Raw genomic sequence first — 22,811 nt, 5'->3', positions numbered from 1 at the left:
AAGTTGTCATGCCCGAAGTTCTCTTCACAGTGGACCAGAGCAAATCCATGCGCGACCAGGACGTGCCGGGACACAACAGGTGGCATCCGGACATTCCCAGCGTCACCATGATCAAGCCAGGCACGGAGTTCCGCGTGGAGTGCCGTGACTGGACCGACTGCCAGATCGGCGACAACGACTCCGCCAACGACGTACGCGACATCGACCTGACCATCCCCCACATGCTCAGCGGGCCGTTCGGCGTGGAGGGCGCCGAACCCGGTGACCTGCTCGTCGTCGACATCCTCGACCTCGGTCCGGTGCCGCAGCAGAAGGGGGACGCGGCGGGCCAGGGCTGGGGCTATACCGGCATCTTCGCCAAGGCCAACGGCGGAGGCTTCCTGACCGACTACTTCCCTGACTCCTACAAGGCCATCTGGAACTTCCACGGCCAGCAGGCGGTCTCCCGCCATCTGCCCGGCATCCGCTACACCGGGATCACCCACCCCGGGCTGTTCGGAACGGCGCCGTCGGCCGAGATGCTCGCCCGCTGGAACGCCCGCGAGAAGGCACTGATCGACACCGACCCGAACCGGGTCCCGCCCCTCGCCGTGCCTCCGGACGCCAGCAACGCGCTCGCCGGCAAGGCCACCGGGGACCTCGCCACCCGTATCGCGGCAGAAGGCGCGCGCACGGTGCCCGCCCGCGAGAACGGCGGCAACCAGGACATCAAGAACATGACCCGCGGCTCACGGGCCTTCTTCCCCGTATACGTCAAGGACGCCAAACTCTCCGCGGGCGACCTGCACTTCAGCCAGGGCGACGGAGAGATCAGCTTCTGCGGCGCCATCGAGATGGGCGGCTTCATCGACTTCCATGTCGACCTGATCAAGGGCGGCATGGAGACGTACGGCATCTCCACCAACCCGGTGTTCATGCCCGGCAACGTCGAGCCGCGCTACACGGAGTTCATCAGTTTTATCGGGGTCTCCGTCGACCACGACACGGACACCAACTTCTACATGGACGCGACCCTGGCCTACCGGCGGGCCTGCCTCAACGCCGTCGAGTACTTCAAGAAGTTCGGCTACAGCGGCGAACAGGCCTATCTGCTGCTCGGCTCCGCGCCCATCGAGGGACGCATCAGCGGCATCGTCGACATCCCCAACGCATGCTGCTCGCTGTACGTGCCCACCGCCATGTTCGACTTCGACGTCCGGCCCACCGCCACGGGCCCGACGAAGGCGGACCGCGGCCAGGCCGCCCTGACCAGCGCCTGACCAACCCCCGACGGCCCCGCACTCCGAACCCGCGGGGCCGCCCCCTGCACGGCAGGCCATGAATGACTCCGGAGACCGGTGCGGGACAGCTTCTGGTCAGTCGCCGTCGGCACCGGCCGGGGACGGTTCGTGGGTCCGGGTGGTGCAGCAGGCGTCGCCGACGGTGTCGGGGGCGTGGCTGTCGGGGGCGGCGCTCTTGCCGAGGGTGTCCGCGTCCGCCTTCACGACGTAGACCTCCCAGGGCTCCCGGCCCGGGCCGTGCACCCACACCTTGTCCTGGAGGGCGTAGCAGCAGGAGGTGTCGTTCTCCTCGAACGTGGCGAGGCCGGCGCCCTTGAGCCGAGTGGCGGCCGCGCCGACCTGGTCGGTGGACTCCACCTCGACGCCGAGGTGGTCGAGACGGGTCTCCTGTCCGGGCTCACCCTCGATCAGCACGAGCTTGAGCGGGGGCTCGGCGAGGGCGAAGTTGGCGTAGCCCGCGCGCCGCTTGGCCGGTTCGGCGCCGAACAGCTTCGAGTAGAAGGTGATCGACGCCTCCAGGTCGCTGACACGCAGGGCGAGCTGAGCGCGAGACATGGCAGGGCTCCCATCGGGTTGCATTGATGTCCGTCGATACAACATTGCGCACTGGATCGAAGACTGTCAACATAGACACATGTCGAATCAAGAGTTGGTGGTGCTCGGCCGGAACGACGAGACCGACGCCTGCTGCCCCGGTCTGCTGACCGCTCCCCTGGACGAGGACCAGGCCGTGGAACTGGCGAAGGTGTTCAAGGCGCTGGGCGATCCGGTCAGGCTGCGCCTGCTGTCGATGATCGCCTCCAGGGCGGGCGGTGAGGTCTGCGTATGCGACCTCACCCCGGCCTTCGACCTGTCCCAGCCGACGATCTCGCACCACCTCAAGCTGCTGCGGCAGGCCGGCCTGATCGACTGCGAGCGACGCGGCACCTGGGTCTACTACTGGCTGCTCCCGGAGATGACCGACCGGCTCGCGAGCATCCTGACCCGCCCTGCGGCCGAGCCCCTGCCCGACCGCGCCGCCACCGCCACCGCCTCGTGACCGGTGCCGCAACCAGGCGAGACGTGGCCGGCGGGCTGTCGTTCCTCGACCGCTGGCTGGCCGTCTGGATCCTCGCCGCGATGGCCGCCGGGCTCGGCCTGGGACGCTCGGTGCCGGGCCTGGGCGACGCGCTGGCCGAGGTGACCGTCACGGGGGTGTCCCTGCCGATCGCCCTTGGCCTGCTGGTGATGATGTACCCGGTCCTGGCCAAGGTCCGCTACGACCGCCTCGGCACCGTCACCCGCGACCGCCGCCTGCTGCTGCCGTCCCTGCTGCTCAACTGGCTCGTCGGCCCAGCCCTCATGTTCGCCCTGGCCTGGCTCTTCCTGCCGGACCTGCCCGCCTACCGCACCGGCCTGATCATCGTCGGCCTGGCCCGCTGCATCGCCATGGTCATCATCTGGAACGACCTCGCCTGCGGCCACCGCGAGGCCGCCGCCGTCCTGGTCGCCCTGAACTCCGTCTTCCAGGTGATCGCCTTCTCCGCGCTCGGCTGGTTCTACCTCTCCTTCCTGCCCGGCCGACTGGGCCTGGAACAGACCGCTCTCGACGTCCCGGTGTGGGAGATCACCCGCAGCGTGCTCATCTTCCTGGGCATCCCGCTCGCGGCCGGCTACCTGACCCGCCGCCTGGGCGAGCAGGCCAAAGGCCGCGCCTGGTACGAGTCCGTATTCCTCCCGCGCATCGGCCCCTTCGCCCTGTACGGCCTGCTGTTCACGATCGTCATCCTCTTCGCCCTGCAAGGCGACGCCATCACCGCACGGCCCCTCGATGTCGCCCGTATCGCCCTGCCCCTGCTGGTCTACTTCGCCCTCATGTGGACCGGCTCCATGGCCCTGGGCCGCGCCGTGGGGCTGGACCACCCCCGCGCCACGACGCTCGCCTTCACCGCGGCGGGCAACAACTTCGAACTGGCCATCGCCGTCGCCATCGCCACCTTCGGGGCCTCATCCGGGCAGGCGCTCGCCGGTGTGGTCGGCCCGCTCATCGAGGTACCCGTACTGATCGGCCTCGTCCACGTGGCCCTGCGCGCCCGCCGCCACTTCACCGTCCACGACGCTCCTTCGCCCCGGGAAGACCCCGCACATGCCTGAAACCGCCCCGCCCTCCGTCCTGTTCGTCTGCGTCCACAACGCCGGACGCTCACAGATGGCCGCCGCCTTCCTCACCCACCTCGCGGGCGACCGCGTACAGGTGCGCTCCGCCGGCTCCGCTCCGGCCGACACGGTCAACCCGGCCGTGGCCGAGGCACTGGCGGAGGTCGGCATCGACATCTCGGCCGAGGTGCCCAAGGTGCTCACCGTGGCGGCCGTCCAAGCCTCCGATGTCGTGATCACCATGGGCTGCGGCGACACCTGCCCCGTCTTCCCGGGCAAGCGCTACCTCGACTGGCAGCTCCCCGACCCGGCCGGCCGGGGAGTCGACGCCGTCCGCCCCATCCGCGACGAGATCGAACGACGCGTCCGCACCCTGCTCAACGAGATCGCCCCCTGAGCCGACCCGTCCCCCCCCTGCCCGTCAAGGGGGGTCACGCTGCGCCGAACCAGGGCCCCAGTGCTTCGTGCAGGCCGTCGCCCGTGGTGCCCTGCCAGGCGACGTAGCAGTCGGGACGGAGCAGCAGCGCGGTGTCGAGTTCCGGAACGGTCACCGTGTCGACGCGAGACGCCCAACCGCCCGCGTCGAGGCCGCCGGTGGGGTCCAGGAGGAGCGGGTCGGCCGGTACGGGTCAGCTCCCGCAGGCCCGGCAGGTCCGGTGCCCATCGGCCGACGAGCGGCCCGGTCGCCGGCCCCATGTCGTAGGAGACATCCGCACCGGACAGCAGCTCCGCGATGTGCCGCCGGTTCACGGGCCGGGCAAGCAGTTCGCGCAGCGCCGTCACATCGCCACCCGGGCGAGTGAGCAGCGATGGCGCCTGCGTGTGCATGGCGACCCGCCGCGCCACCGGGGAGCGCTCCGCCTCGTAGGTGTCCAGCAGCCCTTCCGGTGCGTGGCCACGCACCTCCGCGGCCAGCTTCCAGCCCAGGTTCACCGCGTCCTACAGGCCGCCCGGTACCGCGAGGCGATCCTGGTGTTCCCGCCGAACAGCCGCCTCATCAGGTGTGGCCCCGGCCCGGCGGGCGGGCCGAGCCGTACCTCCACGCCGAGAGACCGTCGATCAGGCAGAGGTGGTGAAGGCCCTCGGCTTGACGGGTGTACGGGAGACGAGCTGGGCCGAGGGCGTGGAACTCATCGACGAGGTGGCACACAACGGCACACGTCACTGACCGATGCCGAGAGTTGAGCGCGCACTTCGGCAAAGCTCAACTCTTCTTCCACAGCGAGCAGAACGACGGGGAGGCGTGGCTGATCGCCGAACGCGGACGGATCCTCAGGCGGTGGATCAGTGAGTACCCAGAGCTCGCCCTCGGCGAACCGTTCGGAGTCGAACGACGACTCCTCGACACCTACGGCATCACGGGCAAGCCCGAGGATCTCGAACCCAACAGCGACCTGGCCGGCGGCTGGGCGACGAGCTGGGGGGATTGCCCGGCGACAACGGTCGCAGAGGATTCCAGCGTCGACCCCACCACAGCCGACGCCGACATGGGCTCAATCAACAGCATGTTGCTGGCTACCGCTCCAACTCCCGAGTAGCCGCACGCCGACCACCACTTCAGGAGCCAGCCGGTGGTGCCGGTGTCGTCGATACCGGCCCGTTCCCGACAGCCCGAAGCACCCACAGCCGCCGACGCATCAGCCCCCTCAGCCCCGCTCGGCTCAGTGTGTGTGGCCCGCCGAAGTGGGGGGCGGCTCGGGGTTCTTGACTGTCAGTGGTAGCAACTTCTTGCCGGTTGGGCCGATTTGGATTGATGTGTCCATCTGTGGACACGGTCCGAACCGCAACCGCTCAAGCTTGTCGCCGAGAGAGCGACAGCCGGCGTCGCTCGCGGTCAACGTCCGTGACGACAACTGTCAACTGATCGCCGACCTGTACGACATCCTCCGGCGCCGCCACGGGCACCGAGTTCAGCTCGGACAGATGCACCAAGCCCTCGATGCCGTCGGCGACCTCCACGAAGGCACCGAACGGGACCAGTTTCGTCACCCGCCCGCTCAGCCTTTGTCCCACCGCGATGCCTTCGACGAACACCAGGAAGGGGTCCGACTGCATCGCCCGCAGGGACAGCCGGGCCTCCCCGTTCCATGTGTCGAACTGCAAGAACTCACACAACACCCGCTGCCCGACCTCAACGATGTCGGACGCCGCCTCGAAACGACGCCAGGACAGTTCGGAATACGTGATGAAGCCGACGCCGGGATACACCGGATGATCAGGGCCCTCGTCCAGCGACACGAACACGCCGAACCGCTCGATCGCCGCCACCGTGCCGGTCAGGATCTCAGCCGGACGAAGCCACTTGAGGAACGCCCAGAGCTCCGGGTTCTCGGTGGCCGCCATCGACAGCCGTACCCGCCCCGCATTCAGATCCAAGGCAATCACTTCGCCGGTGATCCTCTGCCCCACCACGGCGACCTCGGCGAAACGCCGACGCCAGGAACCGTCCAACTCCCCCACCACCCCAAGCGGGTGGGCCGCGAAACCGTCCAGGACCACCGACGCCTCAGACCGAGCGACCGACGCGACTGTCCCATGGCAGAGATCACCAATATGGATCCCTGCCAGAAACCCCCTCATGGCCTGATCGGCCGACGCCTCCCCCATGTCGCCCAGGCTCTCACGAGGAGATCGCTAAACCCACTCCACCTCGGAGACGATCTGTGAGGCGTCTCTGGGGCCTGGCAGCGGCGTTTTAGAGACGGTGGAAGGCGCTGGGGGGCGAGGACGTGCGCCGCCAACCGCAGCCAGCGCAGCGGCCACCTCCTCCTCACTCACCCCGCCAGCGCCTCAATCACCCGATCGAGTGCCTCGCTCACCTCAGTGCGCGTGACCACTCGAAGCCGGCGTAGGACCCGCGTTCTTGACCGTCAAGGGCAGCAACTTCTTGCCCGTTGGGCCGATTTGGATTGATGTGTCCATTTGAGGGCACACCCCGCAGTCGAAGCAGGGCGTCCAGCGGCAGTCCTCGACCTCCGTCTCGTCGAGGGCGTCCTGCCAGTCCTCCCAGAGCCAGTCCTTGTCGAGGCCCGAGTCGAGGTGGTCCCAGGGGAGGACTTCCTCGTAGGCGCGCTCGCGGGTGGTGTACCAGTCGACGTCGACGCCGAACACGGCCAGGGCCTTGTCGGCGCAGGCCATCCAGCGGTCGTAGGAGAAGTGCTCGCGCCAGCCGTCGAAGCGGCCGCCGTCCTCGTAGACCGCGCGGATCACCGCGCCGATGCGGCGGTCGCCCCGGGAGAGCAGGCCCTCGACGATGCCGGGCTTGCCGTCGTGGTAGCGGAAACCGATCGAGCGGCCGTACTTCTTGTCGCCGCGGATCTTGTCCCGCAGTTTCTCCAGGCGGGCGTCGGTCTCCCCGGCCGACAGCTGCGGGGCCCACTGAAAGGGAGTGTGCGGCTTGGGCACGAAGCCGCCGATCGAGACCGTGCAGCGGATGTCGTTGGCGCCGGAGACCTCGCGGCCCTTCTGGATGACGCGGGTCGCCATGTCGGCGATCTGGAGGACGTCGTCGTCGGTCTCCGTCGGCAGGCCGCACATGAAGTACAGCTTCACCTGGCGCCAGCCGTTGCCGTACGCCGTCGCCACCGTACGGATGAGGTCCTCCTCCGAGACCATCTTGTTGATGACCTTGCGGATGCGTTCCGAGCCGCCCTCCGGGGCGAAGGTCAGGCCCGAGCGGCGGCCGTTGCGGGTCAGCTCGTTCGCCAGGTCGATGTTGAAGGCGTCCACGCGGGTGGAGGGGAGGGACAGACCGATCTTGTCCTCCTCGTAGCGGTCGGCCAGGCCCCTGGCGATGTCGCCGATCTCCGAGTGGTCGGCCGACGACAACGACAGCAGGCCGACCTCCTCGAAGCCCGTCGCCTTCAGGCCCTTGTCGACCATCTCGCCGATGCCCGTGATGGAGCGCTCGCGCACCGGGCGGGTGATCATGCCCGCCTGGCAGAAGCGGCAGCCGCGGGTGCAGCCGCGGAAGATCTCCACCGACATGCGCTCATGGACCGTCTCCGCGAGCGGCACCAGCGGCTGCTTGGGGTAGGGCCACTCGTCCAGGTCCATGACCGTGTGCTTGGAGACCCGCCACGGCACGCCCGACCGGTTGGGGACCACGCGCGCGATCCGGCCGTCGGCGAGGTATTCGACGTCGTAGAACCCCGGGACGTACACCCCGCCGGTCCGCGCGAGGCGGAAGAGGACCTCCTCGCGGCCGCCGGGGCGGCCCTCGGCCTTCCACTCGCGGATGATCCGGGTCATGTCGAGCACGGCCTGCTCGCCGTCGCCGATGACGGCCGCGTCGATGAAGTCGGCGATCGGCTCCGGGTTGAAGGCCGCGTGGCCGCCGGCCAGCACGATCGGATCGTCGATGGTGCGCTCGCGCGACTCCAGCGGGATCCCGGCCAGCTCCAGGGCCGTCAGCATGTTCGTGTAGCCCAGCTCCGTGGAGAAGGACAGGCCGAACACGTCGAAGGCGCGGACCGGGCGGTGGCTGTCCACGGTGAACTGGGGCACGCCGTGCTCGCGCATCAGCGTCTCCAGGTCCGGCCACACGCTGTAGGTGCGCTCGGCGAGGACGCCGTCCTGCTCGTTGAGCACCTCGTAGAGGATCATGACGCCCTGGTTGGGCAGGCCGACCTCGTACGCGTCCGGGTACATGAGTGCCCAGCGGACATCACAGGATTCCCACGGCTTGACCGTGGAGTTGAGCTCTCCGCCGACGTACTGGATCGGCTTCTGCACATGCGGGAGCAGAGCTTCGAGCTGTGGGAAGACGGACTCCGCGGCCTCGGCGGCTTCGGCAGGCATCTCGCGAACCTTCGTGAGCTGACAGGGGGGACCATCAAGCCTAACCCGCTCGGGGGCCTCCCCCCTACGCTCAGCCGAGCGCCCGGGCCCCGGCCGCCCGCCACGCTTCGGGCAGCTCGGCCTCCACGGCCGCCGCCCGCTGCTCCTCGCGCCCGTACAGCAGCCCGTAGGTGAACGCGCTCTCCTTCGCCGTGTGCGCCACGACGGACAGCTCGCGCAGCGTCTGGCGGGCCATGACGCTGTCCTGGTGGTCGCCGAGCAGGGTCTGCAGGGACTTCATGGCCTTGGTCAGGTCGGCGGCCGGGTCGCCGAGCGCCGGGGTGGCCGCCTCCGCCGCGTACCGGGTCCGCTTGGACTTCTTGCGGGCCTCGTGCAGCGCCAGGTCGCGGTCGTGTCCGGGCGGGAGGTCGATCGCCTGCTCGACCAGCGCGGAGACCTTGGCGAAGTCCTTCCGTACGGCCTTGGCGATCACCTTTTCCGGTTTCCCGGCCGCGGCCGGGAGCAGCGGCGGGTCGGTGACCAGGGCGTCCAGGGTGTCGAGCAGGGTCAGATAGCGCGCGGAGTCCAGGACGTCGACGAGCCGGCGGCGCGAGCCGCCGCGGCTGACGTGCGCCCAGGTGCGCAGGCGGGCGCGGACGGGGCCGGTGACCAGGGTGCGGGGCAGTTCGCCGAGGGCGGCGGTGATGCGCTCGGTGAGCACCTCGCGGTCGCGGTCCACGCCCAGCTCGGCCGCGAGCCATTTCAGCTCGTCGCCGACGGGGTCGGTGACGGTGCGGTCGAGGACCTTGCCGTAGGAGCGGAAGGCGCTGCGCATCCGGCGGGTGGCGACGCGCATGCGGTGCACGGAGTCGTACTCGTCGCGCCGTACGGCCGGGTCCAGCTCGATGATCGCGTCGCGCTGGGCGCGGACGTAGGCGAGGACGTGGTCGCCCGCGGTGACGGGTTCGGCGGGTGCCGCGGGCCGCGCGCGGCGGCCCTCGCTCTCCGGCGGGGCGGTGTCGGCGAGGGCGCGGGCCAGCTTGGACGGCGACGCTGACGGCCGTACGCCCGCCTTGCGCAGCCGCTTCTCCACCTTGTCGAGGAAGCCCGGGGCGGTTCCTTCGGCGAGTTCCACCTCGATCTCGGTCCACTGGGCGGTGCCGCCGTCGCCGGTGAGCCGTTCGGCGGTGACGGCGTCCATGCTGACCTCGGCGAGCAGCTTGCCGTCGGCGTCCACGAGGTGGCGCAGGTCGCGGGCGGAGCGCAGCCGGACCAGGGGGAGCAGCGCGGCGTCGCGGATGCGGGAGCGGGTCAGGGCGGCGAGGGCGTGCGGAACGCGGTCGGAGAGCGGTGCCTGGATCTCGTCGCGGACGCCGGGGGCGACGGGGAGCTTGAGGTGCCAGCCGGCGTCGGTGCCGCCGGTGCGGCGGCGCAGGGTGACGGCGTGCGCGGCCAGGCGCTCGTCGGCGGTGTCGTAGTAGGTGGCGTCGAGCTCCACGACGCCCATGTCCAGGACGTTCGCCACCCCGCCGACGCCGGTCAGGTCGGGCAGGCCGCTGTCGTCGGATTCGTACTTGCGCTCGATCTCGCGCTTCGTATCCGCCATGAATTGAATCTAGTGGCAGCCGGGCCGGGATGGCAGGGGCGGATCGAGGTGAATGGCGGGAAAACTCCCGCCATCACCCGAGTGAACCGCATGAGCTGGACTTCAGGCGGACATGGGGCGCTGCACGCGGATCGACTGCAACAGCCCCACCGCCACCCACACCGCGAACATCGATGTGCCGCCGTAGGAGACGAACGGCAGGGGCAGTCCGGTGACCGGCATGATGCCGAGGGTCATGCCGATGTTCTCGAAGGACTGGAAGGCGAACCAGGCGACGATCCCGGCGGCGACGATGGTGCCGTACAGCTCGGTCGTCTCGCGGGCGATCCGGCAGGCCCGCCACAGGACCACGCCGAGCAGGCAGATGATCAGGCCCGCGCCGAGGAAGCCCAGTTCCTCGCCGGCGACCGTGAACACGAAGTCCGTCTGCTGTTCGGGGACGAACTGGCCGGTGGTCTGCGAGCCGTGGAACAGCCCGGCGCCGGTGAGTCCGCCCGAGCCGATGGCGATACGGGCCTGGTTGGTGTTGTAGCCGACGCCGGCCGGGTCGAGGCTGGGGTTGGCGAAGGCGGCGAACCGGTTGATCTGGTAGTCGTCCAGGATGTGCAGCTGCCATACGGCGATCGCGCCGAAGGCGCCCGCGGCGAGCAGGCCGAAGATCCAGCGGTTGGAGGCGCCGGAGGCGAGCAGCACGCCCAGCACGATGACGACCATGACCATGACCGAGCCGAGGTCGGGCATGAGCAGCACGACCAGGACCGGTACGGCGGCCAGTCCCAGGGCCTGTAGGACGGTGCGGTGGTCGGGGTATTTCTTGTCGCCCGCGTCGACCCGGGCGCCGAGCAGCATGGCCATGCCCAGGATGATCGTGACCTTGACGAACTCGGACGGCTGGAGCGAGAAGCCGCCGCCGAGCACGATCCACGAGTGGGCGCCGTTGACCGTGGAGCCGAGCGGGGTGAGCACCAGCAGCACGCCGACGAGCGAGAGGCCGTAGAGGACCGGTACGGCGTTGCGCAGGGCGCGGTGGCCGAGCCAGACGGTGCCGATCATCAGGGCGAACCCGATGCCGGTGTTCATGAGGTGGCGGATGAGGAAGTAGTACGGGTCGCCCTGGTTGATCTCGGTGCGGTTGCGGGTCGCGGAGTAGACCAGCAGGGAGCCCAGCAGGGACAGGGCGAGGGCCGCGAGCAGTATCGGCCAGTCGAGACGGCGGGCCACCGAGTCGCGGGCGAAGATGCGGGTCCAGCCGGCCCGCTCGGGCCCGTATCCGGAGACGGAGAAGCTGTTCGCGCCGGTCATGTGAGCATCCTCCGGCTGCCCCGGCGGCGTGGCCGCCGTCTGCGGGTGTTGCTGTTGCCCGTGCCGGGCGAGGTGGTCGCCGCGGGCTGGGTGCCGTCCGCGGGTGCCGACGGCGACGGGGAGGACAGCACGTCCTTGACCGGGTCGTCGGAGATCTTCGGGGAGGTGATCGTGCCGTCCGTGCGGACCTTCGGCAGGTTCTTCTCCGGGGTGGGCAGCAGGGCCTTCTTGTTGTCGATGGAGCCGTCGGCCTGGACGCCGTACATCGCGTTGTAGATGTTGCGGACGGCCTCACCGGAGGCCCCGGAACCCGTACCGGCCTGGGCGATGGTCATGATGACCGTGTAGTCCTCGGAGTACGTGGCGAGCCAGGACGTGGTCTGCTTGCCGTAGACCTCGGCGGTACCGGTCTTGGCGTGCAGCGGGATCTTGTTCTGGGGCCAGCCGCCGAACTTCCAGGCGGCGGTACCGCGGGTGACCACGCCCTCGAGGGCCTCGTCCATGCCCTTGATCGCGGCCTGGTTGATCGGCAGCTTGCCGTGCGACTTGGGCTTGATCTCGTGGACGGTCTTGCCGTCGGCGCTGATGACCGCCTTGCCGATGGTCGGCGTGTACATGGTGCCGCCGTTGGCGATGGCGCCGTAGATCACGGCCTCCTGGATCGGGGTGACGAGGGTGTCGCCCTGCCCGATGGAGTAGTTGATCTCGTCACCGGCGCGCATCTGGTTGCCTTCGAGGCAGTTCTCGTAGGCGATCATCTCGACGTAGGAGCCGTCCTTCTTGCCGCTCTTGCACCAGGCGTCCTTGTTGGCCTCCCAGTACGACTGCTTCCACTGGCGGTCGGGGACGCGGCCGGTGACCTCGTTGGGCAGGTCGACGCCGGTCTCCTTGCCGAGGCCGAACTGGTGGGCGGCCTTGAAGAAGTAGTCCTTGGGCTGGCCCTTCTTCGGGTGGATGCCGCCGTCCTTCTTCCACTCGTTGTGGGCGAGGCCGTAGAAGACGGTGTCGCAGGAGACCTCCAGGGCCCGGCCGAGCGAGATGGGGCCAAAGCTCTCACCCTCGAAGTTCTTGAAGACCTGGTTGCCGACCGAGTACGAGCTGGTGCACGGGTAGCCACCGTCCCAGGCGTAGCCGGCCTCGACCGCGGCGGCCGTGGAGACCACCTTGAAGGTCGAACCGGGCGCGGACTGACCCTGTATGGCCCGGTTGAGCAGCGGGTAGTCGGAGTTCTTCCCGGTGAGGGCCTTGTAGTCCTTGGCGGAGATACCGCCGACCCACACGTTCGGGTCGTACGTCGGCGCGGAGGCCATGGCGACGACCCGGCCGGTCTTGGCCTCCATGACGACGACGGCGCCTGAGTCCGCCTTGTAGTTCTCGCCGGTGATCTTGTCGAACTGCTGGCGGGCCGTCTTCATCGCCTTGTCCAGCTCGTACTCGGCGACGCGCTGCACGCGGGAGTCGATGCTGGTGACCAGGTGGGCACCGGGCTCGGCGGCGTCGGACTCGGCCTGGCCGATGACACGGCCGAGGTTGTCGACCTCGTAGCGGGTGACGCCGGCCTTGCCGCGTAGCTCCTTGTCGTACTGGCGCTCCAGACCGCTGCGGCCGACCATGTCGGAGCGCAGATACGGCGAGTCGCCGTCCTTGGCCTGCTGGATCTCGTCGTCGGTGACCGGCGAGAGGTAGCCGAGCACCTGGGCGGTGTTGGACTTGCCCGGGCCCGGGTAGCGGCGTACGGCCTCCGGTTCGGCGGTGATGCCGGGGAAGTCCTCGGAGCGCTCGCGGATCTGCAGGGCCTGCTTGGCGGTGGCCTCGTCGGTGATCGGGATCGGCTGGTACGGCGAGCCGTTCCAGCAGGGCTGCGGGGTCTTGGCGTCGCACAGCCGGACCTTCAGCATGACCTCCTCGGGAGACATGCCGAGGACACCGGCCAGCTTGGTGAGGACCGCCTTGCCGTCGTCCTTCTGCTTGAGCAGATCCGTACGGGAGGCGGAGACCACGAGACGGGTCTCGTTGTCGGCGAGCGGTACGCCGCGCGCGTCGAGGATCGCGCCGCGCACCGCGGGCGCCACGACCTGCTGGACGTGGTTGCCGGACGCCTCCTTCTGGTAGGCGGCGCCCTCGCGGATCTGCAGGTACCACAGCCGGCCGCCGAGGGTGCCGAGAAGGGAGAGGACGAGGATCTGGATGACGACGAGCCGGATCTGGACCCGCGGGGTCCGTCCGGTCTCCGGAATATTAGTCATGGGCGAAGCCCATTCCCCTGAGGGCGGTGGTGGGAGACGGGTGGGCATTAGTCATGGGCGAAGCCCATTTCGCTGAGGGTGGTGGCGGGAGACGGGTGGCCGTGGGTCACTGTGCCGGCCGCCCCCTCCCCGTGTGCGTCTGTGTCATATCCGATGAAGCTGTGTGCGCCCGTCCCGAACTGCCGTGTCGTCACAGCCGCTTGACCCCCTTGATGCGGCCGACCCGCGCGGTGCGGATCCGGGCCTTGGCCTTCAGACCGCCGCGGCCACCACGCCCGCCGCGGCCGCCGCGCCGGCCGCCTAGGCGCAGCCCCGTGCCGGAGGAGAGCCAGCCGGAGGAGATGTCCGTGCCCTTGGCCACGGAACCGGGCTCGGCGAGCGGGTCGTTCTCGGCGCGGCGGGCCAGGGCCATGATGCCGGGCACCACGAACGGCGCCAGCAGCAGGTCGTACAGGGCGGCGGTCAACAGCAGGCCGCCGAGGCCGACATGGCGGGCGGCGGTGTCGCCGACGAGGGCGCCGACGAGGGCGTACAGCAGCGTCGAGCCGATCGCGGCGGCGACCACCACGAGCATGGAGCCGGTGGCCGACTTGAGCCGGCCGTAGTCGGGCTTGGCGAGCCCGGCGAGGTAGCCGATGACGCACAGCACCAGGGCGTAGCGGCCGGCGGCGTGGTCGGCGGGCGGCGCGAGGTCGGCGAGCAGGCCGGCGCCGAAGCCGACGAGGGCGCCGCCGACATGGCCGTAGACCAGGGCCAGGCCGAGGACGGTGAGCAGCAGCAGATCGGGGACGGCGCCCGGCAGGTGCAGCCGGGCGAGGACGCTCACCTGGAGCACCAGGGCGACGACGACGAGGGCGGTCGAGAGCAGGATCCGGTTGACGCGCATGGGGGATTCGCTCCTACTGCTGCTGATCGGAGGTGTCGCTCTGATATTGATCGGTGCCGGCCGCGTCCGCGGACGGGGTGACCGTGACGGTCACCGTCGGGGTCGGGGTCGGCTTGGGCTTGGCGGGGAGCACCTCGTCGCGCGGGTCCTTCTTCGGGGCCTGGACGACGACACCGACGATGTCGAGCTTGCTGAAGCCGACGTACGGCGTGACGTACAGGGTGCGGGTCAGGCCGCCGCCGGAGGGGTCGACGCGGGAGACGACGCCCACGGGCACGCCGGGCACGAAGGGCCGGTCGGCCTGCGAGCCGAAGGTGACGAGCCGATCGCCTTTCTTCACTTCCGCCTTGCCGTTGAGGAGTTCGACGCGCAGCGGGCGGTCGCCCTGCCCGGAGGCGAAGCCGAGTTCGTCGCTGCCCTCCAGTCGGGTGCCGACGGTGAAGTCGGGATCGCTGGCGAGCAGCACGGTGGCCGTGTCGGGTCCGACGGTGGTGACGCGCCCGACGAGTCCGTCACCGTTGAGTACGGTCATGTCGCGCTGGATGCCGTCGTTGGCGCCCATGTCGATGGTGATGGTCCAGGAGAAACCCTGGGCCGCTCCTATCGCGATGACCTGGGCGCCCTTGATGCCGTACTGGCCCTCACCCGCGATCTTCAGCATCTTGTCGAGCTGGTTGAGGCGGCTGCGGTTACGGTCGTCGCTGCCGAGCTTCGCCTTGAGGGCCGCGTTCTCCTTCTCCAGGCGGGCGAGCCGGTCATGGCGTTCGCCGGAGTCGCGGACGGCCGAGACCGCGTTGCCGACGGGATCGACCGCCGAGGACACCCCGTTCTCGATCGGGCCGAAGACCGTGGCGGCGGCCTGCCGGGCACCGTCGACCGGGGAGTTCTGGCCGCCGCGGATGTCCACCGTGATCAGCGCGAACGCGATGGCGATCAGCAGCACCAGGAGCAGCCGGCTCTCTTTCGTGTCCCTCACGTGCGGCGGCCGTGCCCTTCCTCATAGGAATTCGGGTGGCCCCCTCGGAGCGCGAACCCTAAGCGCAAACCCTGGGGGCCCATTTGCGGGATCTTATGCCTCTATATCAACGATCCGCCGTACGAGAGGGGATCATCTCGTACGGCGGAATCGAAGAGTTGTGTCATCTGCGCGGCTGGGCGTCCAGCACCTGCTGGAGCGCCTCGAACTCCTCGACGCACTTGCCGGAGCCCAACGCCACGCTGTCCAGCGGATCCTCGGCGATGTGGATCGGCATGCCGGTCTCCCGGCGCAGCCGCTCGTCGAGGCCGCGCAGCAGGGCGCCGCCGCCGGTCAGTACGATCCCGCGGTCCATGATGTCGCCGGACAGCTCCGGCGGACACTTGTCGAGGGTCGTCTTGACGGCGTCGACGATCGCGTTGACGGGCTCCTCGATCGCCTTGCGCACCTCACCGGCGGAGATTACGACCGTCTTGGGCAGCCCGGAGACGAGGTCCCGGCCGCGGATTTCGGTGTGCTCGTCGGAGTCGAGGTCGTACGCCGAACCGATCGTGATCTTGATCTGTTCCGCCGTCCGCTCACCGAGGAGGAGGGAGTACTCCTTCTTGATGTGCTGGATGATCGCGTTGTCCAGTTCGTCGCCCGCGACGCGGATGGACTGGGCGGTGACGATGCCGCCGAGCGAGATGACCGCCACCTCTGTGGTGCCGCCGCCGATGTCCACCACCATGTTGCCCGTGGCCTCGTGGACCGGCAGCCCGGAGCCGATGGCGGCGGCCATGGGCTCCTCGATGATGTGCACCTGGCGGGCGCCGGCCTGGGACGACGCCTCGATGACGGCGCGGCGCTCGACGCCGGTGATGCCGGAGGGCACGCAGACGACGACGCGCGGCCGGGCGAGATACCGCCGCTTGTGGATCTTCAGGATGAAGTAGCGGAGCATCCGCTCGGTGATCTCGAAGTCGGCGATCACGCCGTCCTTCAGCGGGCGTACGGCCACGATGTTGCCCGGCGTCCGCCCGATCATCTTCTTCGCTTCGGCGCCGACCGCGAGGATGCCACCGGTATTGGTGTTGATCGCGACCACGGACGGCTCGTTGAGTACGATCCCGCGACCCCTGACGTACACCAGCGTGTTGGCGGTCCCGAGGTCGACAGCCATGTCACGGCCGATGAACGACATTGAGTTCCCCATCAGGATTCGTCTGGCCTTCCTGGGAGCTTTTGAGGGCTTTTCAGGTTGGCGAAGTAGGTGCGGTGACGTGAAGGCTTCCATGGTAGACGCGCCTGCACGAACACTGCGCGAGGGTCTTCGCCATTGTCATCATGCGCGTAGCCGCCCCGCTTGTGGAGACGGGCCAACGGGGGCACTCGTTCCCCCGATCGCCACGCGTATACCGAGCGGCGGCCGAAAATATACGCCTACCGCAGCTCAGCCGCATACTCCCCTTGACGCCACCTCAGAAAACTCCGCACAACATGCACGTCCACCGGAAGGCAGCATACGAGGCACAGACCAGCGCCACCCCGACCGGACTCCACCGACCGCGTGTCGCCCCGCCCTGTTGGCACCCCCGAGCGAACCGAAACTCGGGCCGACGCAAGACACGCGCCTGCGGCGCATCAAGAACGTGACCGTGCGACTCCCCGGGCCCGGCACTGTCGCGGTGTGATGCCCCAGCCCGAAACGGGCCCAGGCAAGAGACAAGCGGCGGCGCACGCCCAGGCTCCGGGGGGGCTGAAGACACGCTCCCGCGCACACGACGGCACCACCGGCGGGGCGCGCCGCGCGCCTGCGGCGCATCAAGGACGCGACCCGGGACCGGCAACATGGCGGGGTGATGCCCCCAGCCCGGAAAGGACTCGGGCGAGCGGCGGCAGGCCCAGCTCCCGCGCGGGGTGCGCCGAGACCCGCAAGGGCACGCGCCTGCGCCGCATTGAAGGCCCGCCCCCAGCGGCGACGGGCCCGCGACCGCGGCAGCGGGGCGCGTAAAGGCGCGTGCCTGCGCCGCGTCGAGGGACCGGCCCCGGGACCGTATGACTCCCCCCGGGCCGTCAGGGCCCCAGTCCGCGCACACGTCGACACCACGCGGTGGGGCGCACCAAGTCTCACAAAGGCGCGCCGCCGCACCAAGGGCCCGGCAGCGGGTGGGTCAGGGGTGGGTGGGGAAGAAGATTTTGATTTCTCGGGTGGCGGACTCCTCCGAGTCCGACGCGTGGATCAGGTTCTCGCGGACGATCACGCCGTAGTCGCCGCGGATCGAACCGGGCGCCGCCGCGATCGGGTCGGTGGGGCCCGCCAGGGCGCGCAGCCCCTCGATGACCCGCTCGCCCTCGACGATCAGCGCCACCACGGGACCGGACGCCATGAACTCGACCAGCGGCTCGTAGAAGGGCTTGCCCTGGTGCTCGCCGTAGTGCTGCTCCAGCGTGTCCTGGTCCAGGGTGCGCAGCTCCAGCGCGGTGATCCGCCAGCCGGCCTTCCGCTCGATACGGCTGATGATCTCGCCGGTCAGGCCGCGCCGGACGGCGTCGGGCTTGAGGAGGACGAGGGTGCGCTGAGTCACGGGAGGGCTCCTTCGTACAGACGTGTGCGGTGGGATGAGGTTACAGGGCGTGTCCGAGCCCCTGTTACGCAGCGTCAGCTCCCGCGGCCCCGGCCTGCCCGGCCTGCGCAGCGAACCTCGCCTTCGCCTCGTCGATCTTCCGCCCGAAGTGCACGGACGCCCACCACAGCGCCGCGAACATCACGCCGAGGATGAACATCGTCGGTACGACGAACCCGGAGGCGATCAGCGCGATCTGCAGCGCCCAGCCGAGCGCCACACCCCCGGGCCTGGTCACCATGCCGCACAGCAGCACGCACAGGACCATCGCGATCCCGCTGACCGTCCACACCGTCGACGTCGTCAGATCCGGGTCCTTCATCGCCACGAGCCCGGCGAAGCCAATGATGAAGACCTCGCCGATCAGGGTCGAGGAGCACAGCATACGCATCGGTTTCTCAGCCCTTTCCGAGCAGCAGTCGGGCCTCGCCCACGGTGATGACCGAGCCCGTGACCAGCACGCCGCCGCCCGCGAACTCGCCCTCCTCCTCGGCCAGCGTGATCGCGGCCTCCAGGGCGTCCGGCAGCCGCGGCTCCACCTGGACCCGCTCCTCCCCGAACACCTCCACGGCGACCGCGGCCAGCTCGTCCGCGTCCATCGCGCGATGGCTGGAGTTCTGGGTGACGACGACCTCCGCGAAGATCGGCTCGAACGCCTCGAGCAGCCCGCGGACGTTCTTGTCGCCGCTCGCGCCCACCACACCGATCAGCCGGCTGAAGTCGAAGGCCTCCGCCACCGCCTCGGCCGTGGCCCGCGCGCCCGCCGGGTTGTGCGCGGCGTCCAGGACGACGGTCGGCGAGTGCCGTACGACCTCCAGCCGGCCCGGCGAGGACACGGCCGCGAAGGCCCTGCGGACGGTGTCGATGTACAGCGGCTCGGCACGCAGCGCGCCGACGCCGAAGAACGCCTCCACCGCGGCCAGCGCGACGGCGGCGTTGTGCGCCTGGTAGGCGCCGTGCAGCGGGAGGTAGACCTCCGGGTACTCGCCGCCGAGCCCGCGCAGCGTCAGCAGCTGGCCGCCGACCGCGACCTGCCGCGCCAGCACGCCGAACTCCAGGCCCTCGCGGGCCACCGTGGCATCGACCTCCACGGCCTTCTTCAGCAGCACCTGCGCCGCGTCCACCGGCTGCTGCGCCATGATCACGGTCGCGCCCTGCTTGATGATCCCGGCCTTCTCGGTGGCGATCTCCGCGTGGGTCGCGCCGAGCCGGTCGGTGTGGTCCAGGTCTATCGGCGTGATCACGGCGACATCGGCGTCGATCACGTTCGTCGCGTCCCAGCTGCCGCCCATGCCCACCTCGACGACGGCCACGTCGACCGGGGCGTCCGCGAAGGCGGCGTACGCCATGCCGGTGAGCACCTCGAAGAAGGAGAGCCGGTACTCCTGCTGGGCGTCGACCATCTCGATGTACGGCTTGATGTCCTGGTACGTCTCGATGAACCGCTCGGCGGAGATCGGGGCGCCGTCGAGGCTGATCCGCTCGGTGATCGACTGGACGTGCGGCGAGGTGTAGCGGCCGGTGCGCAGCTCGAAGGCGCCGAGCAGCACCTCGATCATGCGGGCCGTGGACGTCTTGCCGTTGGTTCCCGTGATGTGGATCGACGGGTACGCCCGCTGCGGCTCCCCCAGCACGTCCACGAGCGCGGCGATCCGGGTGACGGAGGGCTCCAGCTTGGTCTCGCCCCAGCGGGTGGCCAGCTCCGCCTCGACCTCGCGCAGGGCCTTGTCGACCTCGGGGTCCGCCGGTCGCGCGGGCGCCTCGGCGTGCGCCGGGCCGCCCTGTGTGCGCAGGGTGCGGCTGCCGGCCTCGATCACCGCGAGGTCGGGGTCGCGGGTGGTCTCAGCCTCGATGATCTCGTCGAAACCGTCGAGGGGGTCGGGCTGGTCGTTCTCGTGCGGGAGGTCGCTCACGGGGTCAGTCTACGGAGGCGCTGCGCTTGCTTCGGCGGTTCGGGGGTGGGGTTGGCTTTCAGGTGCGGGTGCGCGGTGCCTGCGGCAGCGGTGCGGGGGGGTCGCCTTGGTTGCCGACTACTGGCGCGCTGTGCCTGCGGCGGCGGATCGGGGTCGCATTGCCTTGATCGCCGGCTGCGGGTGCGTCGTGCCTGCGGCGGCGGTTCGGGGTGGCATCGCCTTGGTTGCCGACTGCCGGTGCGTCGTGCCTGCGGCGGCGGATCGGGGTGGCATTGCCTTGATCGCCGGCTGCGGGTGCGTCGTGGCTTGTCGCGCCGTTCCCCGCGCCCCTTCAGGGCTGCTGTCGCTGGCCTCCGTCATAGTGCCCCCGGTTTTCCTCAAGGGGTGTGAAAAGCCCCCCCGGGGGTTGGGGCCGGGGGGCTTCGGTGGGGGTTAGGTCTGGGGGAGGTTGTTCAGTTGGGATTGGATTCTGGTGATGTCCTCGGTCGCCTTGGTCAGGCGGGTGCGGATTTTTTCGATCACCTGGGCCGGGGCCTTTGCCAGGAACGCTTCGTTGCCCAGCTTGGCCTCCGCCTGCTGGCGCTCCTTCTCCGCGGCGGCCAGGTCCTTGGCGAGACGCTTGCGCTCGGCGGCCACGTCGATCGTGCCGGACAGGTCAAGCGCGACCTCGGCACCCGCGACCGGCAGGGTCGCCGTGGCCGTGAAGGAGTCGCCTTCCGGCTGGAGGCGGAGGAGCTGGCGGATGGCCGCCTCGTGCGGGGCGAGGGCCGTGCCGTCCAGGGTCAGCCGGGCCGGGACCCGCTGACCCGGCTGGAGGCCCTGGTCGGCGCGGAACCGGCGGACCTCGGTGATCACGGACTGCAGGGTCTCGATCTCCCGCTCGGCGTCCGCGTCCCGGAAGCCACGGTCGGTGGGCCAGTCGGCGATGACGACCGACTCGCCGCCGGTGAGGGTGGTCCACAGGGTCTCGGTGACGAAGGGGACGACCGGGTGCAGCAGCCGGAGCGTGACGTCCAGGACCTCGCCGAGGACCCGCTTGCTGACCTCGGCCGCCTCGCCGCCCGCCTGGAAGGTGGTCTTGGACAGCTCGACGTACCAGTCGAAGACCTCGTCCCAGGCGAAGTGGAACAGCGCGTCGGACAGCTTGGCGAACTGGAAGTCGTCGTAGTACGCGTCGACCTCGGCGACGACCGAGTTCAGGCGGGAGAGGATCCAGCGGTCCGTCGCGGACATCCGCGACGCGTCCGGCAGCGGGCCCTCGACCGTGGCGCCGTTCATCAGCGCGAAGCGGGTCGCGTTCCAGATCTTGTTGGCGAAGTTGCGCGAGCCCTGGACCCAGTCCTCGCCGATCGGCACGTCGACGCCGGGGTTGGCGCCGCGCGCGAGGGTGAACCGGAGCGCGTCGGAGCCGTACTTGTCCATCCAGTCCAGCGGGTTGACCGCGTTGCCGAAGGACTTCGACATCTTCTTGCCGAACTGGTCGCGGACCATGCCGTGCAGGGCGATGGTGTGGAACGGCGGGGTGCCGTCCATCGCGTACAGGCCGAACATCATCATCCGGGCGACCCAGAAGAAGAGGATGTCGTAGCCGGTGACCAGGACGGAGTTCGGGTAGAACTTCGCGAGCGACTCGGTCTGTTCGGGCCAGCCGAGCGTGGAGAACGGCCACAGGCCGGAGGAGAACCAGGTGTCGAGGACGTCCGTGTCCTGCGTCCAGCCCTCACCGGTGGGCGGCTGCTCGTCGGGGCCGACGCAGACGACCTCGCCGTCCGGGCCGTACCAGACCGGGATGCGGTGGCCCCACCACAACTGCCGTGAGATGCACCAGTCGTGGAGGTTGTCGACCCAGTCGAAGTACCGCTTCTCCATCTCCTGCGGGTGGATGGTGACCTTGCCCTCGCGGACGGCGTCACCGGCGGCCTTCGCCAGCGGGCCGACCTTGACCCACCACTGCATGGACAGGCGCGGCTCGATGGTGGTCTTGCAGCGCGAGCAGTGGCCGACGCTGTGCGCGTACGGCCGCTTCTCGGCGACGATCCGGCCCTCGGCGCGCAGGGCGCCGACGATGGCGGAGCGGGCCTCAAGCCGGTCCAGGCCCAGGAAGGGGCCGGGGACCGTGATGACGGCGTGCTCGTCCATCACGGTGATGGCGGGCAGGTCGTGGCGCTGGCCGATCTCGAAGTCGTTCGGGTCGTGCGCCGGGGTGACCTTGACGGCGCCGGTGCCGAACTCCGGGTCGACGTGCTCGTCGGCGACGACGGGGATGGAGCGGTCGGTGAGCGGCAGCCTGATGAGCTTGCCGATCAGATGCCGGTAGCGCTCGTCCTCGGGGTGGACGGCGACCGCGGTGTCGCCGAGCATGGTCTCGGCGCGGGTCGTGGCGACGACGATGGTGTCGTCCCCGTCCCCGTACTTCATGGAGACCAGTTCGCCGTCGTCGTCCTGGTACTCGACCTCGATGTCGGAGATCGCCGTCAGACAGCGGGGGCACCAGTTGATGATGCGCTCGGCGCGGTAGATCAGCTCGTCGTCGTAGAGCCGCTTGAAGATGGTCTGGACGGCCTGCGAGAGGCCCTCGTCCATGGTGAAGCGCTCACGGGACCAGGCGACACCATCGCCGAGGCGGCGCATCTGCCCGGAGATCTGCCCGCCGGACTCGGCCTTCCACTGCCAGACGCGCTCGACGAAGGCCTCCCGGCCCAGGTCGTGCCGGGACTTGCCCTCCTTGCCCAGCTCGCGTTCGACGACGTTCTGTGTGGCGATGCCGGCGTGGTCCATACCGGGCTGCCACAGCGTCTCGTAACCCTGCATGCGCTTACGGCGCGTGAGCGCGTCGATGAGGGTGTGCTCGAAGGCGTGCCCGAGGTGCAGGCTGCCGGTGACGTTCGGCGGCGGGATGACGACGGTGTACGGAGGCTTGTCGCTCTTCGCGTCGGCCTCGAAGTAACCGCGCTCTACCCAGCGCTCGTACAGCGGCCGCTCTACATCGGCCGGCGCGTACTGGGTCGGCAGTTCGGTGTCGGGCGCTGGTGGCTGCTGCTGAGCGTTCTCGGTCACGGGGGTCAGTTTAGAGGTGTCACG

General features: G+C 69.6%; 18 protein-coding genes and 1 pseudogene. 5 read left to right on the top strand and 14 right to left on the bottom strand.

What is annotated here, in order from left to right; all coding sequences use genetic code 11:
* Window positions 1-8: 8 nt before the first annotated feature.
* Complete coding sequence (gene fmdA, locus CTZ28_RS08945; RefSeq protein ID WP_121888726.1) at window positions 9-1,259, top strand: formamidase; 1,251 nt, start codon at window positions 9-11, stop codon at window positions 1,257-1,259.
* A 96-nt stretch (window positions 1,260-1,355) separates the two neighbouring features.
* On the opposite strand, the gene CTZ28_RS08940 is transcribed toward fmdA, so the two are convergent.
* The gene (locus CTZ28_RS08940; RefSeq protein WP_121888725.1) at window positions 1,356-1,835 is read right to left on the bottom strand and encodes an ArsI/CadI family heavy metal resistance metalloenzyme; all 480 of its coding nucleotides are present in this window, start codon (window positions 1,833-1,835) and stop codon (window positions 1,356-1,358) included.
* 79 nt (window positions 1,836-1,914) lie between these two features.
* Here CTZ28_RS08940 and CTZ28_RS08935 point away from each other — a divergent pair, with 79 nt between their 5' ends.
* Genes CTZ28_RS08935 through CTZ28_RS08925 form a run of 3 tightly spaced genes read left to right on the top strand, consistent with a single transcriptional unit; the run spans window position 1,915 to window position 3,813 of the window.
* Entirely contained in the window at window positions 1,915-2,319 is a 405-nt protein-coding gene (locus tag CTZ28_RS08935) for an ArsR/SmtB family transcription factor (protein ID WP_121888724.1), read from the top strand.
* Window positions 2,320-2,342: 23 nt separating this feature from the next.
* Window positions 2,343-3,413: an ACR3 family arsenite efflux transporter gene (arsB, locus tag CTZ28_RS08930; protein WP_121888723.1), complete on the top strand. Its 1,071-nt coding sequence runs from the start codon at window positions 2,343-2,345 to the stop codon at window positions 3,411-3,413.
* Window positions 3,406-3,813, top strand: a complete 408-nt coding sequence (locus CTZ28_RS08925; protein ID WP_121888722.1) for an arsenate reductase ArsC — start codon at window positions 3,406-3,408, stop codon at window positions 3,811-3,813. The genes arsB and CTZ28_RS08925 overlap by 8 nt, the downstream gene beginning before the upstream one ends.
* A 34-nt stretch (window positions 3,814-3,847) precedes the next feature.
* On the opposite strand, the pseudogene CTZ28_RS49475 reads toward CTZ28_RS08925, so the two are convergent.
* Window positions 3,848-4,024, bottom strand: a pseudogene (locus tag CTZ28_RS49475) (aromatic-ring hydroxylase C-terminal domain-containing protein); the annotation flags it as partial.
* Window positions 4,025-4,597: 573 nt separating this feature from the next.
* Here CTZ28_RS49475 and CTZ28_RS08915 point away from each other — a divergent pair.
* The gene (locus tag CTZ28_RS08915; RefSeq protein ID WP_121888721.1) at window positions 4,598-4,954 is read left to right on the top strand and encodes a hypothetical protein; all 357 of its coding nucleotides are present in this window, start codon (window positions 4,598-4,600) and stop codon (window positions 4,952-4,954) included.
* A gap of 253 nt (window positions 4,955-5,207) precedes the next feature.
* On the opposite strand, the gene CTZ28_RS08910 is transcribed toward CTZ28_RS08915, so the two are convergent.
* The 12 genes from CTZ28_RS08910 to CTZ28_RS08850 all read right to left on the bottom strand — a co-directional run bounded on the left by CTZ28_RS08910 (window position 5,208) and on the right by CTZ28_RS08850 (window position 22,787).
* Window positions 5,208-6,023: a S1 RNA-binding domain-containing protein gene (locus CTZ28_RS08910; protein ID WP_121888720.1), complete on the bottom strand. Its 816-nt coding sequence runs from the start codon at window positions 6,021-6,023 to the stop codon at window positions 5,208-5,210.
* A 213-nt stretch (window positions 6,024-6,236) separates the two neighbouring features.
* Complete coding sequence (locus tag CTZ28_RS08905; RefSeq protein WP_121888719.1) at window positions 6,237-8,216, bottom strand: TIGR03960 family B12-binding radical SAM protein; 1,980 nt, start codon at window positions 8,214-8,216, stop codon at window positions 6,237-6,239.
* A 70-nt stretch (window positions 8,217-8,286) separates the two neighbouring features.
* Window positions 8,287-9,801, bottom strand: a complete 1,515-nt coding sequence (locus tag CTZ28_RS08895; protein WP_121888717.1) for a CYTH and CHAD domain-containing protein — start codon at window positions 9,799-9,801, stop codon at window positions 8,287-8,289.
* Window positions 9,802-9,903: 102 nt separating this feature from the next.
* On the bottom strand, window positions 9,904-11,103 hold the full coding sequence (gene rodA, locus CTZ28_RS08890; RefSeq protein WP_121888716.1) for a rod shape-determining protein RodA: 1,200 nt from the start codon (window positions 11,101-11,103) through the stop codon (window positions 9,904-9,906).
* On the bottom strand, window positions 11,100-13,349 hold the full coding sequence (gene mrdA / locus CTZ28_RS08885; RefSeq protein ID WP_121888715.1) for a penicillin-binding protein 2: 2,250 nt from the start codon (window positions 13,347-13,349) through the stop codon (window positions 11,100-11,102). The genes rodA and mrdA overlap by 4 nt, the downstream gene beginning before the upstream one ends.
* A gap of 190 nt (window positions 13,350-13,539) precedes the next feature.
* A complete protein-coding gene (gene mreD, locus CTZ28_RS08880) occupies window positions 13,540-14,235 on the bottom strand; it encodes a rod shape-determining protein MreD (protein ID WP_121888714.1) in 696 nt (231 codons plus the stop codon).
* Window positions 14,236-14,248: 13 nt separating this feature from the next.
* A complete protein-coding gene (gene mreC / locus CTZ28_RS08875) occupies window positions 14,249-15,211 on the bottom strand; it encodes a rod shape-determining protein MreC (protein WP_121888713.1) in 963 nt (320 codons plus the stop codon).
* 163 nt (window positions 15,212-15,374) lie between these two features.
* The gene (locus CTZ28_RS08870) at window positions 15,375-16,394 is read right to left on the bottom strand and encodes a rod shape-determining protein (protein WP_121888712.1); all 1,020 of its coding nucleotides are present in this window, start codon (window positions 16,392-16,394) and stop codon (window positions 15,375-15,377) included.
* Window positions 16,395-17,364: 970 nt separating this feature from the next.
* The gene (gene ndk / locus CTZ28_RS08865; RefSeq protein WP_121888711.1) at window positions 17,365-17,778 is read right to left on the bottom strand and encodes a nucleoside-diphosphate kinase; all 414 of its coding nucleotides are present in this window, start codon (window positions 17,776-17,778) and stop codon (window positions 17,365-17,367) included.
* A gap of 64 nt (window positions 17,779-17,842) precedes the next feature.
* Window positions 17,843-18,208, bottom strand: a complete 366-nt coding sequence (locus CTZ28_RS08860; RefSeq protein WP_121888710.1) for a DUF4233 domain-containing protein — start codon at window positions 18,206-18,208, stop codon at window positions 17,843-17,845.
* Window positions 18,209-18,215: 7 nt separating this feature from the next.
* Window positions 18,216-19,730 carry a bifunctional tetrahydrofolate synthase/dihydrofolate synthase gene (gene folC / locus CTZ28_RS08855; RefSeq protein WP_121888709.1) on the bottom strand — a complete coding sequence of 505 codons (1,515 nt, stop codon included), beginning with the start codon at window positions 19,728-19,730 and terminating at the stop codon, window positions 18,216-18,218.
* A 432-nt stretch (window positions 19,731-20,162) separates the two neighbouring features.
* Window positions 20,163-22,787 carry a valine--tRNA ligase gene (locus CTZ28_RS08850; RefSeq protein ID WP_121888708.1) on the bottom strand — a complete coding sequence of 875 codons (2,625 nt, stop codon included), beginning with the start codon at window positions 22,785-22,787 and terminating at the stop codon, window positions 20,163-20,165.
* Window positions 22,788-22,811 lie beyond the last annotated feature (24 nt).

Origin of the sequence: Streptomyces shenzhenensis (assembly GCF_003688995.1) — a bacterium.
Taxonomy (GTDB): domain Bacteria; phylum Actinomycetota; class Actinomycetes; order Streptomycetales; family Streptomycetaceae; genus Streptomyces; species Streptomyces shenzhenensis_A.
The sequence above is the reverse complement of the archived record's forward strand: the minus strand, read 5'-3'. Positions and strand labels throughout refer to the sequence as shown.

Bases quoted from the DNA above. Each gene is read 5' to 3' on its own strand.
- fmdA (WP_121888726.1), top strand. From the start codon at position 9: ATGCCCGAAGTTCTCTTCACAGTGGACCAGAGCAAATCCATGCGCGAC.
- CTZ28_RS08940 (WP_121888725.1), bottom strand. From the start codon at position 1,835: ATGTCTCGCGCTCAGCTCGCCCTGCGTGTCAGCGACCTGGAGGCGTCG.
- CTZ28_RS08935 (WP_121888724.1), top strand. From the start codon at position 1,915: ATGTCGAATCAAGAGTTGGTGGTGCTCGGCCGGAACGACGAGACCGAC.
- CTZ28_RS08925 (WP_121888722.1), top strand. From the start codon at position 3,406: ATGCCTGAAACCGCCCCGCCCTCCGTCCTGTTCGTCTGCGTCCACAAC.
- CTZ28_RS08910 (WP_121888720.1), bottom strand. From the start codon at position 6,023: ATGGGGGAGGCGTCGGCCGATCAGGCCATGAGGGGGTTTCTGGCAGGG.
- CTZ28_RS08905 (WP_121888719.1), bottom strand. From the start codon at position 8,216: ATGCCTGCCGAAGCCGCCGAGGCCGCGGAGTCCGTCTTCCCACAGCTC.
- CTZ28_RS08895 (WP_121888717.1), bottom strand. From the start codon at position 9,801: ATGGCGGATACGAAGCGCGAGATCGAGCGCAAGTACGAATCCGACGAC.
- rodA (WP_121888716.1), bottom strand. From the start codon at position 11,103: ATGACCGGCGCGAACAGCTTCTCCGTCTCCGGATACGGGCCCGAGCGG.
- mrdA (WP_121888715.1), bottom strand. From the start codon at position 13,349: ATGACTAATATTCCGGAGACCGGACGGACCCCGCGGGTCCAGATCCGG.
- mreD (WP_121888714.1), bottom strand. From the start codon at position 14,235: ATGCGCGTCAACCGGATCCTGCTCTCGACCGCCCTCGTCGTCGTCGCC.
- CTZ28_RS08870 (WP_121888712.1), bottom strand. From the start codon at position 16,394: ATGTCGTTCATCGGCCGTGACATGGCTGTCGACCTCGGGACCGCCAAC.
- CTZ28_RS08860 (WP_121888710.1), bottom strand. From the start codon at position 18,208: ATGCGTATGCTGTGCTCCTCGACCCTGATCGGCGAGGTCTTCATCATT.